Consider the following 16,713-nt stretch of genomic DNA (forward strand, 5'->3'; position numbering starts at 1 on the left):
AAGTGATTTTAGCATGAAATAACTCAAGATACTGAGAAGATCATAATGGTAACCGTATGGCTACATGATGGCTTCTGGTAGACAATACAATTGAAGTATGGTTAACCTATCGTTGAACTATGGTTGGACTATTTTTGGATATAGTAAGGATAGTCCAACGATATCTCAAGGATAGTTCAATTCTGTCTTCTATATGTAGGCCTACAGTAGGCAATAAGTTATCAAAGCGAAGCCATACCAAATTAAGACCCTAGGATATTGAGTCCTTATAGATCGGTAATTGGTTTGTATTTTGGTACAAGCAATTTCATGATACCCCAAGCGATCAGGTAGGCAAGGGCACATATCGTAAACATGATTGTATAACCTGTTTCAATATGTCCAAGTGCTTTATATTTATCGAATAATGACCCGCCCAGTTTAGTGATTAAAACACTTCCCAGTCCACCTGCCATTCCACCTATCCCCACCACAGAACCAATGGCTTTCTTAGGAAACATATCCGATACTGTTGTAAATATATTCGCAGACCATGCCTGGTGTGCTGATGCACCAATGCCAATTAAGACAATAGGTATCCAGAAGGTAATATGCCCCAGCGGCTGTGCAGCCAATACGACCAAAGGGAAAATTGCTATGACAAACATAGCTCTCATTCGTCCATCATAGGCTCCGTATCCTTTTTTAATAAAGTACATTGGAAAATACCCACCTCCAATACTACCAAACATTGTCATGCTATAAATAACTATTAGTGGCAACATCACTTGGGTATCGATCATTCCGTACTGATCTTTTAAATAAGCAGGAAGCCAAAACAGGAAGAACCACCATACTCCATCAGTCATAAACTTACCAACTGTAAACGCCCAGGTCTGTTTGTAAGTAAGCAATTTTAGCCATTTAACTTTTTCTGTCGCAGGGATGGTTTCATTTACTTTAGTATTCTGATCAGCATCTTCTTCATTTATATACTGCAATTCTTCGGCTGACATTCTTTTTTGCTCCTCCGGTTTCTCATAGTACTTAAACCAGAATATCAACCATAGAAAACCTACAGCTCCGATTAATAAAAATGCAGCCTCCCAGCCCCATTGCTTTGCAATGAAAGGGACTGTTAAAGGAGCCAGGATCGCTCCAACGTTTGTTCCTGAATTGAATATACCAGTAGCAAATGACCTTTCTTTTTTTGGAAAATATTCTGCAGTCGCCTTTATTGCGGCAGGAAAGTTACCGGATTCTCCAAACCCAAGAACAGCCCTAGAAAGCATAAAACCTGCGATGGATATGGATATAGACGTAATACCAACAAAGCCTAATATAGTAGAAATACTTTGACCTATTGGAATTGCAAACGCATGTATGATTGCACCAATAGACCAGATAATGATGGCCCATGCATAGCCACTCTTAGTACCTAGCTTGTCTATTATTCTTCCTGCAAATAGCATGGAAATGGCATAAGTAAACTGAAATACTGATGCGATATTAGCGTAATCGCTATTACTCCATCCGAAAATCTCTTCTAATCTTGGTTTTAATAAGCTCAATACCTGCCGATCAAGATAGTTTACTGTGGTTGCAAAAAATAGTAAAGCACAGATCGTCCACCTGTAATTGGTTGCCTTTTTCTCGTTCATTGTATTTGGTTTATTTTTGGTTAGGTGTTTTTGTTGTTAACTTATATTCTAAGTAGTGCTTGTTTAATATCGTATTTTAAAATTCCATTATAGTATTCCTCTACGGTCTCGATAAAGTGATCAATGCTCGTTAAATCTGCATCCCATAACAACTTGTCAGACAACACAGTGCTCACATATTGGTTATCCTCAACTTTACTTTTCTCACTGAAATATACAGCCTGATCATCATTTATAGGATACATATCTCCCTTATAATTCCCATAGTACTGATCTCCCGATTTCTCCGCAGTTCTCATAAATACAAGAAATGCAGCAAAGCCAAATGCAATGTGCTTTGGCACTTTGTTATGCTGTTTATAATATTGAAATAACACTGGTAATATCCTGATTTTCACCTTCATTGTGTATTGAAAAGTGATGTTAATCCATAAATGCTCCATGTAAGGATTTGCAAATCTGTCCAGCACCTCATTTGCGAATGCTGTTGCTTCACCATCAGGAATATTGTATGGGATCGCAGGGGCAATCTCGTCGTGCATTACCTTTGTAACATACGCTCTTACAGCGGTGTCTGACATGCCCTTGGCTACTGTATCTATACCGGCTAGATGTGCTATTCCACAAGATAAAGTATGTGTGCCGTTTAACAGTCTGACTTTTAATTCTCTGTAGATCTCAATGTCTGACTTTATGATCACACCTGGGTCTGTGGCTTCCACGTTAATCAATCGGGCTACCCGTTCATTACCTTCAATCGCCCACAAACGATATGGCTCAGCGACCAATAACAGGTTATCCTGATAGCCAAGTTCGTCTTCAAGTTTGGCCAATGCCTGCCCTTCTGGCCTTCCTGGAACAATCCTATCTACCAGTGAATTGCAAAACAAGGCGTGTGTGGCCAACCAATCTTTAAATTCAGTTTCAAGTTCGTTGTAAGTGGCAAGCTCCTGCACAATGGAATGAAGTTTTGTACCATTATCCGGAATCAACTCCGTTGCTATGATTACAATATCAGCATCTGCTGTATCTCCAAGCGATCTATAGCGTGCATAAAGCACAGCCAGCAACTTTGCAGGAAATGATGCCGGCGTTTGGTTTTGAATACTCTCTTTAACGAGTTGAATACCGACCTCAGTTGTATTTGATACAATCAATTTAACTTCCGGATTCTTTCCGATTTCAAGGATTTCATTCCAATCGGTATCTGCGACCAGCACACGGCTGATAGCGGAAGAAATTATATTCTCTTCGATATTTTTTCCATTCTGAATGCCGCGCACGCAAATGGTGTAAAGATTATCCTGTTCATCAAAATCAGAGGTACTTCCTTTACTTGTGGACTTTACTACGGCTACTCTCCCGTTAAACAATCCTTGTCTGTTCCCTTTGTCTATGAAATAGTCTGTGAGCCCTCTTAAGAGCACACCGGTACCAAACTGAAGGACTTTTTCCGGCAAATCAAATACTTGGTTATTAGAAATGATAACGTTTTCATTCTTTATATTCTTTAAAAATAACTTAGATATAATCATATAAAATTATGCTGTATAAAACAATTCTACATAAATTATTGCTAGTAATAATTGGTTATTGTAGAAATTATTTACGCAATCGTTATCGTTGCAGGAGCTAATTTAAAGCTTTAAAATTAATATGCAATTTATCCGAACAAATCACTGCTCAAATACCTGTCGCCACGATCGCAGGCAATAAATACGATCAGTCCCGATTCGAGTTCTTCAGCAAGTTTAATTGCGCAGGCTAAAGCGCCTCCGCTACTCATACCAGCAAAAATGCCTTCTTCCCTGGCCATCCTTCGTGCCATTGCAGTAGCGTCCTTTTGAGATACATCCATCACTCTATCTACCCTGCTCGCATCAAATATTTTTGGAAGATAAGCTTCAGGCCATCTTCTGATACCCGGTATTGATGATTCTTCAGTTGGCTGGCATCCTACAATCTGGATTTCAGGATTTACTTCTTTTAAAAACATAGAGTTGCCCATGATACTGCCTGTTGTACCCATGGCACTTACAAAATGGGTAATCTTATGATCTGTATCTTTCCATATTTCGGGCCCAGTGCTTTTATAGTGAGCCAGGTAATTGTCGGGATTAGCAAATTGATTCAACAAGAAATATCCTGGCTGTACTCCCTTCTCTTCAGCATAATCTCTACAGACCTCTATAGACTCCAGCAGGGTTACTTTAGCGCCAAATGCTTCCATCGTGAGTGTTCGTTCTCTTGTTGAGCTAGCCGGCATCACCAGCTCTATTTCTATTCCGTATATACTCGCAATCATCGCTAAAGCAATACCGGTATTACCGCTGGTAGCTTCTATTAATTTTGTGCCATTCGTTACCTCTCCTCTTTTTATGGCACTACGAATCATATTTAATGCAGCACGGTCTTTTACGCTCCCTCCCGGATTGTTTCCTTCAAGCTTAGCAAAAATCTTTACTGCCGGATTAGGATTTAGTTTCTGAATTTCTGCCAGTGGTGTGTTACCTACTGCATCTACGATATTTCCCATATTAATCTATATGTTTGGTCTCTATAACTTTAATGGCCGACTGATGATAAACAGTGGAGTTGGAAGGCACACTCTTAGTGAGCCAAACGTTACCTCCGATTATACAACCTTTGCCTATTACAGTATCTCCTCCCAAAATTGTTGCACCGGAATAAATAATGACATGATCCTCTATAGTTGGGTGTCTTTTTGTATTGGCCATGTATTTCTCTACGCTTAAAGCCCCTAAAGTTACGCCCTGATACAATTTCACATAGTTTCCGATTATTGTCGTCTCACCAATTACAATGCCGGTTCCATGGTCTATAAACAAATACTCACCTATCATGGCTGCCGGATGAATATCTATTCCTGTAACTGAATGCGCATATTCTGTCAATATTCTTGGGATAATAGGGATTTCAGCCTTTAGTAAGGAGTGAGCAATCCTGTATAATGCTATAGCAAGAAATCCGGGGTAACTTCTGATGATCTCAAATTCACTTTTGGCAGCTGGATCACCATTCAATATTGCGCTGATATCAGTATTCATTTTGCGGTACAATTCAGGCAGCCCGTCAAAAAAGGTTCTGGCAATAACTTCATTGTCATTATGCTCACAAGCCTTGGTAGCATTTAAGATCCTCGTGAGCTCCTTTTCCTGCTTTGCTAGTAATCTTTTGATTTCATTAATCGAATAATCAGGTGAAGTAAAACGTTCAGGATACAATATATTCATCAGACTAATAGCCCATTGTGCTATTTCCTCATTGGATGGTACTGCCTCTATCTGGTTTTGTTTGGTATAGATGTGAAGATAAAACTCCTCGTTCATTTTGTATTATTTTTTAATAAAGCATAAAGAAATGAAAAAAATCCCATTAAAAAGATAGATTAAGGTCATAAAACCAATTGCTGATATAGCTTGTTCAATTTCTCCGCTGGGTTATCACAGAAGCCGGGGTGAACTTTCGATGTCTGCACTACGGTACTACGTGTTGCAGTAAGCCACCTAAAACGTGATGCAATATCCAGCAACCCTATTGGGCCTCCAGCTCGCCCCCCTTCACATATCCTCTCGAAAGCCATTAAATTTGCCGCTATCTCATCAAGATCCAGCTTTTCACAAAATGTTTTTAATTTATTTTCATCCAAATGAAAAACGACCTTTAGGAAGCGCTGCCTGCCGCAGTACAGAATTACACCCACATTGATGAATTCTTCTCTTTCTACGTGTGGCATGACACGCAAAACTGCATACTCAAATAAGTGACGCTCTTGCATGTTGTGCTTCTTTAATAAAAATTTCTGAATTGCTGATTCTGGATTTCAAAAACTCTGAATATATGTTTCTACGTTCTTCAGGTTGATCTTCAGGATAGTCTTTCAACCAATCCTGAGGAATCAAATTGACAATACGGTCAATGACGTCATCAGTGAGTATATTTTTAAATATTGGATCTACTTCATCCAGTTCTGTTGCATATGGCAAAAGCACATGATCTTTTATCATCGCAAATGGCTTCACAGCTGCTTCTTTCCAGTTTTGCATAGAATGATGAAAATATAACGAAGCTCCATGGTCGATAAGCCACAACTCTTTATGCCACATCAGCATATTGGTGTTTCTCGCAGTTCGGTCCATATTGGTTAGCAAGCAATCCAGCCATACAATTCTTGAGGCGAGGTTACTGTCGACCTGAGTTACGGTTGGATCGTAGGTAATAGCCCCTGAAAGGTAATGTAAAGCTAGATTCTGTCCTACACTTGCTTTTAGCAGATCCTGAATTTCTTCATCTGGTTCTGTACGGCCAAAAGCTTCATCCAAATTAGCAAACACAATCTCAGGGATCTTAAATCCAAGTACCCTGGCTATCTCTCCGCCTATGATTTCAGCAATAAGCGCCTTGACGCCCTGACCTGCACCTCTGAACTTTAATACATATAAAAATTCGTCATCTGCCTCTGCTATTGCTGGCATCGAGCCGCCTTCCCGCAAGGGAGTAACATAACGGGTTACATTAACTGTTCTTAATTCAGGTGGACTATAATTCATAGCTCAAAGTTACAATTTCCTTATAAATACCACTCCATTAGAATTGTTGCTGACATCACCGCGAATGATTGCTTTTATTGTAAAAGCAGCACCAGTTTCGTATTCGTTTACTTTAAACTTATAAGTATTATTTTCCTGCTGACCACCGGTAAAACCTTCGTGGATGTCTTCAGCTATTTTAATTCCATTTTTATAAACCTCAACTGACTTGATGTCTAACCTTGAATCACCACCAACATACCAAAATGACAATTGATACTCGCCATTTGCATTTATTTTGCCTGAACCATTCATTTCAAAAGCAGCATACTCTTTACCTTTAATCAATGAAGGTTTCCATTCGGTCACCAGTTGACCATACTTCTGGAATTTCTCATATTTCTCCGGAAAATATAATGGCAGTGAGTACACGTTTCTGTTCACTACAGTAATGGCACTAAAATCAGACAACTTATCTACTTTAACAGGCTGGGTGTATACAGCGGAGTAAACATTCGGTCTGGTTCCATCGGTTGTATATCTGATGGTTGCTCCGTCAACAATGTTTGCAACTTTTAGCACATACTCTTCGCCTTGCTTTTCGTTACTGATCAGTTTGGGCTGTGGCACACGGTAACCATATCCGGCATAATTATATCTATTGTAATGACTCGACATGCGACTTTCAAAGCCATTCCAACTTTGTCTGGCTGCAGGTGTCCAGGTTACCTCGGCTAAAGCGGCCATCCGTGGGAAGGCCAAATATTCAAAGTATTTTTCTGAACGGTTCTCATCAATTAAAGGAAGTTCCTGCAAAACGGTTCCATGAATAAACTGATCTGACCACAGTGTAGCACTTGCACCTAATATCAATGGGCGATACTTTTCATCCAGTCCTTTCAACATAGGATTCAGCTGATATACCTTCTCCAGAGAAATCGGTGGCAACCATGTAGCAGCTTTTATTTCGCCGGGGATATTGCTTTCCGCAACATCAAAATAACAGTGGCCCGTTAGTGACATTACCGAATAATGCCCGGCTTCTGAAGCTTTAAAAGCTTTTTTCTGGTCATGCCAAATCATACCCACCGCTTTATCCTTTAATCCATCTTCGATGATCTCATCCCAGCCGACAATAGTTTTACCGTACTTTTTAACCATATTTTGTACCCTTTGGTTAAAGTAAACCTGCAACTCTTTCTCAGTTTTTAATCCCAGATCAGCTTTTCTCTTCTGGCAATGCGGACAAACTTTCCAACGGTCATATTGCGCTTCATCACCCCCTATATGGATATATTTAGAAGGAAACAATGCAAATGTTTCTGCAAAAACATCATTCAGAAAATCAAAAGTAGATTCCCTTCCTACGCAGTATAATTCCTTGCTGATTGAATGCTGTGTCTGGACAGTATATTGTTCACCCGTGCAACATAGCTCCGGATACGCAGCGATAGATGACAAAGTATGGGCTGGTAATTCAATTTCCGGTATGATGTTTACATTTCTGGCAGCTGCGTATGCAACCATCTCTTTTATATCTTCCTGCGTATAATAGCCGCCAACTCTGTTTGCACCTTCTCCCCGCCACGCCCCTATAGAGGTTAACTTAGGATATTTTTTGATTTCAATCCGCCAGCCAGCGTCATCTACCAGGTGTAAATGAAGTTCATTCAGTTTATACATGGCCATCATATCTATGAATCTCAGCACGTAATCTTTAGTAAAGAAATACCTGGCTACATCCAGCATCATTCCTCTCCATTCATAGAGTGGCTGGTCTTTAATTTCTGCACCTTTAATTTTCCAAATGCTCTTTTTCTGACGCTCCTTGCTATATATCTGAACAGGCAGCATTTGAAGCAAGGTCTGTGAGGCATAAAAGACACCGGCAGCTGTGGTTCCTGTGATCACAATCTGATCATTCTTTACACTCAAACTATAAGCCTCCTTGTTGTCGGATATTGTCTTGTCTAATTTTAAAACAATTGCATTTTTTGCGGCAACTTTATTTTCAGTGACTGAAAAGTCGTATCCTGTGGCGGGCGATAAGGCTGAAGCCAGCAGTTCTGCCTGTTGCTTCAGTCCCTTTTCATATAAAATCTTCGTTTGAGGTGTAATGGTAAAACTCGCAGCGGTTTCTTTAAGACTGACTGGCAGAGGAATTACATTAATCTGTGCATTTGCTGCAGATAATGATATAAAGAATAAAGCAACTGCAAGTATCAAATTGAGTGTTTTGATCATTTTTAGTTAAAATTGGTTTAACACAATAATAATCAAATATTCACTTCAAAATTATGACCTGAGAAGTAAATAGGTCTGTTTCCTTTAAAATTCGGATTACAAACGTTTGCGCAAAATTGCTATTAGTTGCAATCTTTGAAAGAATCCCGATGTTGACGAAGAATATTGAGATATGCGCTCATGTTAGCTGGTTCTTTTCCGGAGTCAAAAGTTACTCTTTTTGTGGTACCATTGTACGTGATCTCAACCCAGCTAATTCCTCCATCTGTACAACCAGGGCATCCGTACGTATCGTTCAGCTTACTAAATTGAATTAAATTAATGGATGCTTTTAAAGCGTTCCAGTCTTCGGCACTTATTGTTCCCTCGCATACTTTCGCCGTAATTGCGGGGTTATTATCGGTTCTTCTCAAAGTAATATGGTCTTTTTTGACAGTCAGTTTATTGTTGCAATACCCATAACATAGTCCAACATCTAAGCCGTAAGATATGACCAGACTATCATCAGGTGTTTTTTGATCCTTTTTGCAGGCTGTAACAATTAAACTTAGTAAAAGTAATGCAACTGAGAGTTTAAGGAGGTTGGCTTTCATATTAGTTTGTTTTTCAAACTAAACGACGTATCTGGTATAAATGCTACAACTTACGAGTTAAATAGATTTTCGCTCGGTAAGAGCTATAAAATATTTGTAAAGCAATAAGTTAATAAATATTAATCCCATACCATAAAAAACATCTTCTATCGGAATTGTAAGAATCCTAAATCCCAGTATCTCTGCTTCATTGTACCAAACAACAGGATTTTCTAAACCAGTACCTGTAAGTAGACCGTTTACAATTATAAAAGGGAACAATAACACAGTATAAATGATGTAAAACTTAGCCAACCAGCTAATCTTCAGGATGTATTTCGCAATAAGCAATATCGCCGATAAACCGAAAAAAGTAACCGTGGTGTAAATATTATCATGAGACATTAAGCCGCCTAGAATCAGGCAGATGATAAGCATTACCGTAAATATGCTTTCTATCTTTTTGGTTAGTGTGTGTTTGATGAAAATATCCAAACAGTGATAGGTAAAAACACAGGCATAGGGAATGCAGAAAAAAAACAAAATCTCCTCGATTGGCAAATTCAATAGCCTGGAACCAATTAAATATTGTTCATTGAATCCCCACACGCCTATTGAGGTGAAATAGACATCCCATATAATAAAAATGAGCCCGGTTAAAATTACCGCCGGAAAAAAAGCTTTCCAGGTTTTATAAAAATTCAATTTTGGGTGGAAAGAAAATATAAAGGGAACTATGATTGTAAAGAAATCAATTAGCAGATAAGTGTACTTCATACCTTGTTGGTTTTTCTTGTTTCCAGAAAGTATTTTAAAGGCACCCAAAGCATTCCAAAACATTCACCGTGTTCTTTGTTTACGTGCTTATGGTGCATTTTATGAGCTCTCCTAATTGCCCTGAAATACCAATGATCTGCATTTCTAAAAACTTTAAACCGTTGATGAATGAATATGTCGTGGACAAAAAAATATGCTGCACCATATACTGTGATTCCTATACCTATCCAAAATGCAGCATTATTACCATAAAAAGATCCCAAAGCCAGACAGACAATGCCTGGTATTGCAAAAATTAGAAAGAAGAAATCATTTCGTTCCAAAAAACTATCGTGATCCTTATGATGGTGATCTCTATGTAATACCCATAATAAGCCATGCATAATGTATTTATGGGTAAACCAGGCAACTCCTTCCATTGCAATGAAAGTTCCAAGTACAATCAAAAAGTTAATCAATGATACCTCCATAGCATTAAAATATTTGTTCATAATTATCCATCACCCTGGCAAAACAGATCCTTAGCCAGGCAGTGTATTTCTCGGGATAGGTATCTAACTCTTCTGACAAAGCTTCCATTCCCATATATTTATATTCCGCCACTTCTTCGACATTTATCACAGGAAGTTCTTCACTGATTCCAAAAAATACATGATCAAATTCATATTCAGAAATGCCGTCCATTAAATCCGCTCTGTAGGTAAAGCTGAATACATGACGCAATTCAGCGGTCATGCCCATCTCCTCTATAAGCCGTCTGTTTGCAGCGTCAATAGTTGCTTCCCCCGGTCTTGGGTGACTACAGCAACTATTTGTCCACTTCCCTCCTGAGTGATACTTATCGAATGCGCGTTGCTGCAATAACAATTCACCATCGGCATTGAAAATGAAAATAGAAAATGCGCGGTGAAGTTTACCCTCAAGATGGGCTTCCAGTTTAGGCATTGTACCAATTTCCTTATCCTTAACATCTACAAGTATTACGTGTTCAGTCATTTCTATAATTTTTTCTTTTCCTCTTCAGTGCAATATTTAGATGAGGAAAGATATGTTGCAATATTAGTTTTAAGATTTTTGTCTCTTATTTTACTCAAATTATTGAGCAGCATCAGCTTGTCTTCTTTAATTTGATCATTGTATCCCAGAAAGGTTGGTAGATTTGTCTGAATCGAAAACCTAAGAAACCTGATTTCAATATTTGCTGGTTCTCTTTTCACTGCTTCCTCTATAAAGAATTTACCTTTTTTAAATTTCCTTAATTTACTAACCGGATTTACAGTATACTTTGCACCCATCATCTCTGAGACTCCTTTATAACAAACTAATAATGGGCTTGATTTAGTATTTACAGACTCTACTAATTTAACAAATTTCGCCCATGCTGATTTATCCGACTCTGATTCGTAAAACAGGTTTCTCAACTCCGTTACCTTTGGTTCAGACAAACCACTATAACCACTTATTAAACATAATATCAAACAGAATATGATTCTCATAGTGCATTCATTCTAAAGCGAATAATTGAATCACACATCAGACCAAACTTGTGGCTATTTGATATTCTGATTCTTTTAGACATTACTTTTTCTGCAGTTGTATTTTTAATCTTGTTGAACAACTCTTTATAGTAGATATAGGCAAGGTATACGCCGTTTCTTGACGATGATGGCAACTGCTTAATTCCTAAAAGAGCCTCTTTAAATTCGTTTTCAATATCCTGTTCTATTAGTTTTTTTTCCAAATTAGAAAACTTTTCAAGATCTACATTAGGAAAATAAGTGCGGCTCAGGGTACTATAATCGACTTTTACGTCTCTAAGAAAATTTACCTTTTGAAAGGCAGAACCCAACTTCATAGCCGAATCTTTTAATTGTACATAGAGCTTTTCATCACCTTCGGTAAACACCCTGAGACACATCAATCCTACCACCTGAGCTGAACCCAAAATATACTGATCGTATTTTTCAGGAGTATATTTATTTTGTTCTAAATCCATCTTCATACTTTGCAGAAACAAATCTATAAGTTCTTTCTCAATATTATAAACATTTACCACTTGCTGAAAAGAGTTCAATACAGGATTCAAACTAATTCCCTGCTCTATTGATTCAAAGCAATCGTTTTTAAATTTATTTAAAAGAAAGGCCTTATCAAAGTCATGAAAACTATCAACAATTTCATCTGCTAATCTTACAAATCCATAAATCGAATAAATAGGATTGCGTAGTTTCTTATTTAAGAAATATATTCCCAATGAAAAGCTGGTACTGTACCGCTTGGTCGTAATCCTGCTGCAATCTGCAGATAACTTGTCAAATAACTCTTTCATATCTAGGTAGTTTTTAGGTTCTTTATCAATTGTCTGGCCGCTACATTTCCCGAAATAATAGACGGAGGTACTCCAGGGCCGGGAACAGTAAGCTGCCCGGCATAAAACAGATTGCCAATCTTTTTATTTTTAAGTGATGGCTTTAGATTTGCAGTTTGCAGTAATGTATTTGCTAATCCATAAGCATTGCCTTTATAGGAGTTATAATCTGTAATAAAATCGGCTACACAATAGCTCTTTTTATAGTCCAGATCAGATCGGATATCGTTACCGGTATATTGTTCCAGCCTGTTCATGATGAGACCGAAATAGCGCTCGCGCAACTCCACTGTGTCTTCCACATTTACAGCAAGAGGCATCAACACAAATAGGTTTTCATGACCTTCTGGAGCTACGTCTGGATCGGTCTTAGACGGACAGCAAACGTAAAATAATGGTTTGGAAGGCCATTGTGGTTCTTCATATATTTCTATAGCATGTTGATCAAGGTCTTCATCAAAAAATAATGTATGATGGTTCAGACGATCTACTCTTTTCCTGACCCCCAGGTAAAATATCAAACAAGATGGCGCCAATATCCTATTATCCCAATAATGTGCTGTATAGTTGCGATAGTCATCTCCAAGAAGCTTATCCTCTACATGGTGATAATCTGCAGCAGCGATTATCCCGTCATATTTCTTTTCTCTATTTGCAGAGGCCAATCCTATTATTTTCTTCTTTTCGATCTGAAGGCTGACTACAGGTTCATTTAAATAAAATACTGCTCCTTGTTTTTCTGCTACGGTTTTCATAGCAGCTATCACAGCTCCGAAACCACCTTTCGGATACCAGGTCCCCAGCTTCAAACCTGCATAGTTCATCAAACTGTACAATGCCGGTGTGTCCTTGGGCATGGCTCCTAAAAAAAGGACTGGAAATTCCATCAAAGCAATCAGCTTTGGATGGCTAAAGTATTTTCTAATATGTTTACTAAAGGATGTAAAGACCTGTAGTCTAAACATTCCTTTTATCAGCTCTGTATCTACAAATTCAAGTATTGAAAGGCCTGGTTTGTAAACCAATTTATCTATTCCTACTTTGTATTTAAACTCAGCCCCTTTTAGAAATTCAATCAACTGTTTTGAACTCCCCTTTTCAATCGACTCGAAAAGCAAACACAGTTCATTGAAATCAGCAGGAATATCAAGTACATCGTCCTGACCATATACGACAGAGAATCCAGGATTCAAAAGCTCCAGTTCATAAAAATCACTGGCTTTATAGCCAAAGTCATTAAAGAATTTTTCGAATACATCGGGCATCCAATACCAGCTGGGGCCCATATCAAAGGCATACCCATTATCTGTAACCAATTGCCTTGCCCGACCACCTACCGTGGAATTCTTCTCATACACATCAACCTTAAAGCCGCTTTTAGCTAAATAAGCCGCCGCACTAATACCGGCGAATCCAGCCCCTATTACCGCAAAATCAGATTTTTGATCATTGATTTCAATTGACATGTTACGCTGCTTTTATAATTTGTTCAAATTCTTCGATGGATTTAAACCAACCTATATTAGATGCCAGCTCCAACTCACTGATCAACTTATAGTTTCCTGCAATATGTATTCTTGTCATTTTATACAAATTGCTGAGTTCATTTAAATATTCGTTGGCCTCATTTAAAGGCCGGGACCTGACCATAAATAATAATATATGGTCTATTCCATTGTTGTGCATAGCATCCTTTACAGAATCCAGAGGAACCCTTCCCCCCAAAAAGATCACACGCTGACCCTCGGCTTTCAATACGTAACTGGCATAAAGTAGACCAATGTCATGACCTTCATCTTCAGGGAGAAATAAAAGCCAGGAAGAGTTTGCATTAGGCTTTATTGGCAACCCATCTATAGCCTTATATAGCTTCTGCTTGAGGATATTAGATATAAAGTGTTCCTGGGCAGGACAAATGTGATCTCTTCTCCACATCAGCCCCAACCTCACCAACAAAGGATAAATTATATTTTTATAAGTAACTGCCATTCCATGAATACTTAAACACTCTGAAATCAGCATATCAAAATCATATTCATTATAAAGCAATCCGAAGTTGAGTAGCTGAGTGATGTAATATTCAAAATGAGCATCCTTTGAGATTTGCTGATCCATCTCATTACTAAGGAGTTTATCCATTTCCTGGTCAGATAAAGCACACACCTGGGATATCTTTAGACCTGTTTGACTAAGCCCCACGATATTCAATAATCTACGCAATTGGTTATCATCGTAAAACCTGGTGTTCCCCGCAGAACGCATAGGCTCTAAAGCATGGTACCTGCGTTCCCAGATGCGAATGGTATGAGTCTGCACTCCTGAAAGTTGTTCAAGATCGGATATGGAGTACTTCATTATTTGTCTAAATTTATTTTTATAAATCTAAACAAACATATTGATTAATGTTTTATAACTATCTAAAATTTTAAATATTCTTTGTTGAAATTCCGAACATCCTATATAAATAACCTTAAAAATTTTACATAAACAATCTATAAAACAAGCTATTAAACTATTAATCAAACGTTTGCGCTAAGGTTTAAGATTAATTTTAATGACTTTATTTGTTCATTTGATTAATAGTTGATTAACCAATTATAACATCGCATAGCGAAAAAGTTTAACATCAATCTTTAAACGACCTGCAGGTATGAATTAGAAATCAATTGACCTTAACAACCCCTAATCAAATCCCATTATGAACCACAAAATTTTTAACTTTTTAAGTATTGCTGCACTATGTGTAATACTTCTCTTTGGGTGTAAAAACCACAAGCTTGATCCTGAAGGTGCAGGAAAAGGACGACCGGAAGCCATATCCGCATCATCAAACCCAAACCTAAACTCAACAGTTGGTAGCAACACGCAAGATTTCAACGAATTAAAAGACGCAATTGCTGAAAGAAACAGGCTGGCTCTTGGAAATCCCTGGTCAGACTTTGACCCCACCGGATTTTATCTGGCACCAAACACAACTATGCAAATCAGTGTACAACAACTGACAGGAAGCACCCGGCCAAAAATCCTGGTGGGTACTTACTCCAGATACTCGGTTAAAAATAATCCGCAGGAGTTTACCCTTACCACCGGAACCAATAACATTACTGCCGATCAATATGGGGGGCTGGTATGGGTTCGCTTTGGCACTACAGCCACACCCTCAAGCAGTGTGCGTATTACTTTTGTGAGCGGACATGTACGTGCGCCTGTTTTTATCAAAAATCAAACTACGCAAACAGACTGGGCGAACCAATTGTCTACCTATACTGCTTCTCCTGATGTAATATTAATTGGTACCAGAGTATACCAGGTTTATTCGAGAACGAGAGCTTTGAATACGCAAACCCAAGACAATAACTATGTATTAAGCAAAGCAGACCAAACAATGGATGTAGAAGATGCCATTAGCGGAATTGATGGTTCTGCAGCACAGCATCAACCAAATATAAACCAGCGCATTATCATGACTGAAAACGATGGTACAGGATGGATGTTTGCAACTTATTATCGTACCGCTTATGTAACTGCTGCTGCTTCTGCAGCATTCACTTCAACCATTGGTGGTGTAGATGGTTGGGGACCATGGCATGAGCTTGGCCACATGCATCAGCAGCAGGCATGGAAATGGAGTACTCTTGGTGAAGTAACTGTAAATATTTACAGCCTGGCAGTTGAACGCGCTATGGGTGTTACACCTTCAAGACTAAAACGGGACAATGTATGGCCATCTGTATCTACTTATTTAGCTAACAGCAGCCCTACCAAAGATTTCAATGCTACAATATCCAATGGTGAGTGGATAAGACTTTATATGTTCCATCAATTATGGCTGGCCTTTGGAGACAATTTCTACAAACAATTACATAAAGTAACCCGGGTGGAACTTCCTGTTGTAAGTACAGATGCCGAAAAAATGCGCTATTTCATGCTGAAAGCATGTTCAGTATCTGGTAGAAACCTGACTAATTTCTTTAGAAAATGGGGCTTTCTGGTAAATGAAAGTGTCTATACAGAAATTGCGGGGTTAGGGCTGCCGCAGCCTACCGTGGAGCCGAGTACATTAAATGAAGATGTGGGCATCGAGTCGGGATCTAACTATAAAATCATTTCCGGAGTAAATAATACCAGTTTACTTGATGTGACAGGAAGCGGAACAAGTAATGGGACAACAGTAGCACTATATAGCAACAATAGCCCTTCAACTTTAAACCAACAGTGGAAAGTTACTAGTGTAGGCAGTGGTTATTATAAGCTTCAGCCGCTACATACACTTACTAAAGTAATGGATGTTACGGGTGCGGGAACAGCAAACGGTACGCAAATTCAGCTTTACAATGACGACAGTTCAGCCGGACAAAAGTGGGTAATCAGAAGTGTAGGTGGTGGATACTATAGTTTAGTACCTGCATGTGCTCCTGATAAACAACTGGATGTGAATGGTGGATTTACGGCAAATGGTACTAAAATCCAAATCTGGACAACAGGAACCGGAAATTCTCAAAAATTCAAGTTTATAAAGCAATAATTTGAAAGAAGCTGTACAGAAAGATGTAATTCATCAC

Annotated in this window: 16 protein-coding genes; 1 reads left to right on the forward strand and 15 read right to left on the reverse strand. The window is 38.5% G+C overall.

Annotation, left to right across the window (positions count from 1 at the left end):
• Nucleotides 1-266 precede the first annotated feature (266 nt).
• The 15 genes from FA047_RS05660 to FA047_RS05730 all read right to left on the reverse strand — a co-directional run bounded on the left by FA047_RS05660 (nt 267) and on the right by FA047_RS05730 (nt 14,506).
• The gene (locus FA047_RS05660) at nt 267-1,640 is read right to left on the reverse strand and encodes an MFS transporter (RefSeq protein ID WP_136834983.1); all 1,374 of its coding nucleotides are present in this window, start codon (nt 1,638-1,640) and stop codon (nt 267-269) included.
• A gap of 41 nt (nt 1,641-1,681) precedes the next feature.
• On the reverse strand, nt 1,682-3,175 hold the full coding sequence (locus FA047_RS05665) for a tagaturonate reductase (protein ID WP_136834984.1): 1,494 nt from the start codon (nt 3,173-3,175) through the stop codon (nt 1,682-1,684).
• Between the two features lie 128 nt (nt 3,176-3,303).
• Nucleotides 3,304-4,176, reverse strand: a complete 873-nt coding sequence (cysM, locus tag FA047_RS05670) for a cysteine synthase CysM (protein ID WP_136834985.1) — start codon at nt 4,174-4,176, stop codon at nt 3,304-3,306.
• A gap of 1 nt (nt 4,177) precedes the next feature.
• Entirely contained in the window at nt 4,178-4,990 is an 813-nt protein-coding gene (epsC, locus tag FA047_RS05675; RefSeq protein WP_136834986.1) for a serine O-acetyltransferase EpsC, read from the reverse strand.
• A gap of 65 nt (nt 4,991-5,055) precedes the next feature.
• On the reverse strand, nt 5,056-5,439 hold the full coding sequence (locus FA047_RS05680) for a DUF3037 domain-containing protein (protein WP_136834987.1): 384 nt from the start codon (nt 5,437-5,439) through the stop codon (nt 5,056-5,058).
• A complete protein-coding gene (locus FA047_RS05685; protein WP_136834988.1) occupies nt 5,417-6,211 on the reverse strand; it encodes a HipA family kinase in 795 nt (264 codons plus the stop codon). Before FA047_RS05685 ends, FA047_RS05680 begins: the two co-directional genes overlap by 23 nt.
• Before the next feature lie 9 nt (nt 6,212-6,220).
• Entirely contained in the window at nt 6,221-8,434 is a 2,214-nt protein-coding gene (locus FA047_RS05690; protein ID WP_136834989.1) for a beta-N-acetylhexosaminidase, read from the reverse strand.
• Between the two features lie 122 nt (nt 8,435-8,556).
• A complete protein-coding gene (locus FA047_RS05695; protein ID WP_136834990.1) occupies nt 8,557-9,027 on the reverse strand; it encodes a DUF6438 domain-containing protein in 471 nt (156 codons plus the stop codon).
• Nucleotides 9,028-9,084: 57 nt separating this feature from the next.
• Nucleotides 9,085-9,783 carry a lycopene cyclase domain-containing protein gene (locus FA047_RS05700; protein WP_136834991.1) on the reverse strand — a complete coding sequence of 233 codons (699 nt, stop codon included), beginning with the start codon at nt 9,781-9,783 and terminating at the stop codon, nt 9,085-9,087.
• Nucleotides 9,780-10,274 carry a sterol desaturase family protein gene (locus FA047_RS05705; protein WP_225872642.1) on the reverse strand — a complete coding sequence of 165 codons (495 nt, stop codon included), beginning with the start codon at nt 10,272-10,274 and terminating at the stop codon, nt 9,780-9,782. Before FA047_RS05705 ends, FA047_RS05700 begins: the two co-directional genes overlap by 4 nt.
• Nucleotides 10,258-10,779 carry an isopentenyl-diphosphate Delta-isomerase gene (idi, locus tag FA047_RS05710; RefSeq protein WP_136834992.1) on the reverse strand — a complete coding sequence of 174 codons (522 nt, stop codon included), beginning with the start codon at nt 10,777-10,779 and terminating at the stop codon, nt 10,258-10,260. Before idi ends, FA047_RS05705 begins: the two co-directional genes overlap by 17 nt.
• A gap of 2 nt (nt 10,780-10,781) precedes the next feature.
• Nucleotides 10,782-11,279 carry a hypothetical protein gene (locus FA047_RS05715; protein WP_136834993.1) on the reverse strand — a complete coding sequence of 166 codons (498 nt, stop codon included), beginning with the start codon at nt 11,277-11,279 and terminating at the stop codon, nt 10,782-10,784.
• Nucleotides 11,276-12,112: a phytoene/squalene synthase family protein gene (locus FA047_RS05720; protein WP_136834994.1), complete on the reverse strand. Its 837-nt coding sequence runs from the start codon at nt 12,110-12,112 to the stop codon at nt 11,276-11,278. Before FA047_RS05720 ends, FA047_RS05715 begins: the two co-directional genes overlap by 4 nt.
• Before the next feature lie 2 nt (nt 12,113-12,114).
• Nucleotides 12,115-13,617 (reverse strand): phytoene desaturase family protein, encoded by a 1,503-nt coding sequence (locus tag FA047_RS05725; protein ID WP_136834995.1) that lies wholly within the window; start codon nt 13,615-13,617, stop codon nt 12,115-12,117.
• A gap of 1 nt (nt 13,618) precedes the next feature.
• Nucleotides 13,619-14,506 carry a MerR family transcriptional regulator gene (locus FA047_RS05730; protein WP_136834996.1) on the reverse strand — a complete coding sequence of 296 codons (888 nt, stop codon included), beginning with the start codon at nt 14,504-14,506 and terminating at the stop codon, nt 13,619-13,621.
• Nucleotides 14,507-14,849: 343 nt separating this feature from the next.
• On the opposite strand from FA047_RS05730, the gene FA047_RS05735 reads away from it, so the two are divergent.
• Complete coding sequence (locus FA047_RS05735; protein ID WP_136834997.1) at nt 14,850-16,676, forward strand: M60 family metallopeptidase; 1,827 nt, start codon at nt 14,850-14,852, stop codon at nt 16,674-16,676.
• Nucleotides 16,677-16,713: the final 37 nt, after the last annotated feature.

Source organism: Pedobacter frigoris, from assembly GCF_005116445.1.
Lineage (GTDB): Bacteria > Bacteroidota > Bacteroidia > Sphingobacteriales > Sphingobacteriaceae > Pedobacter > Pedobacter frigoris.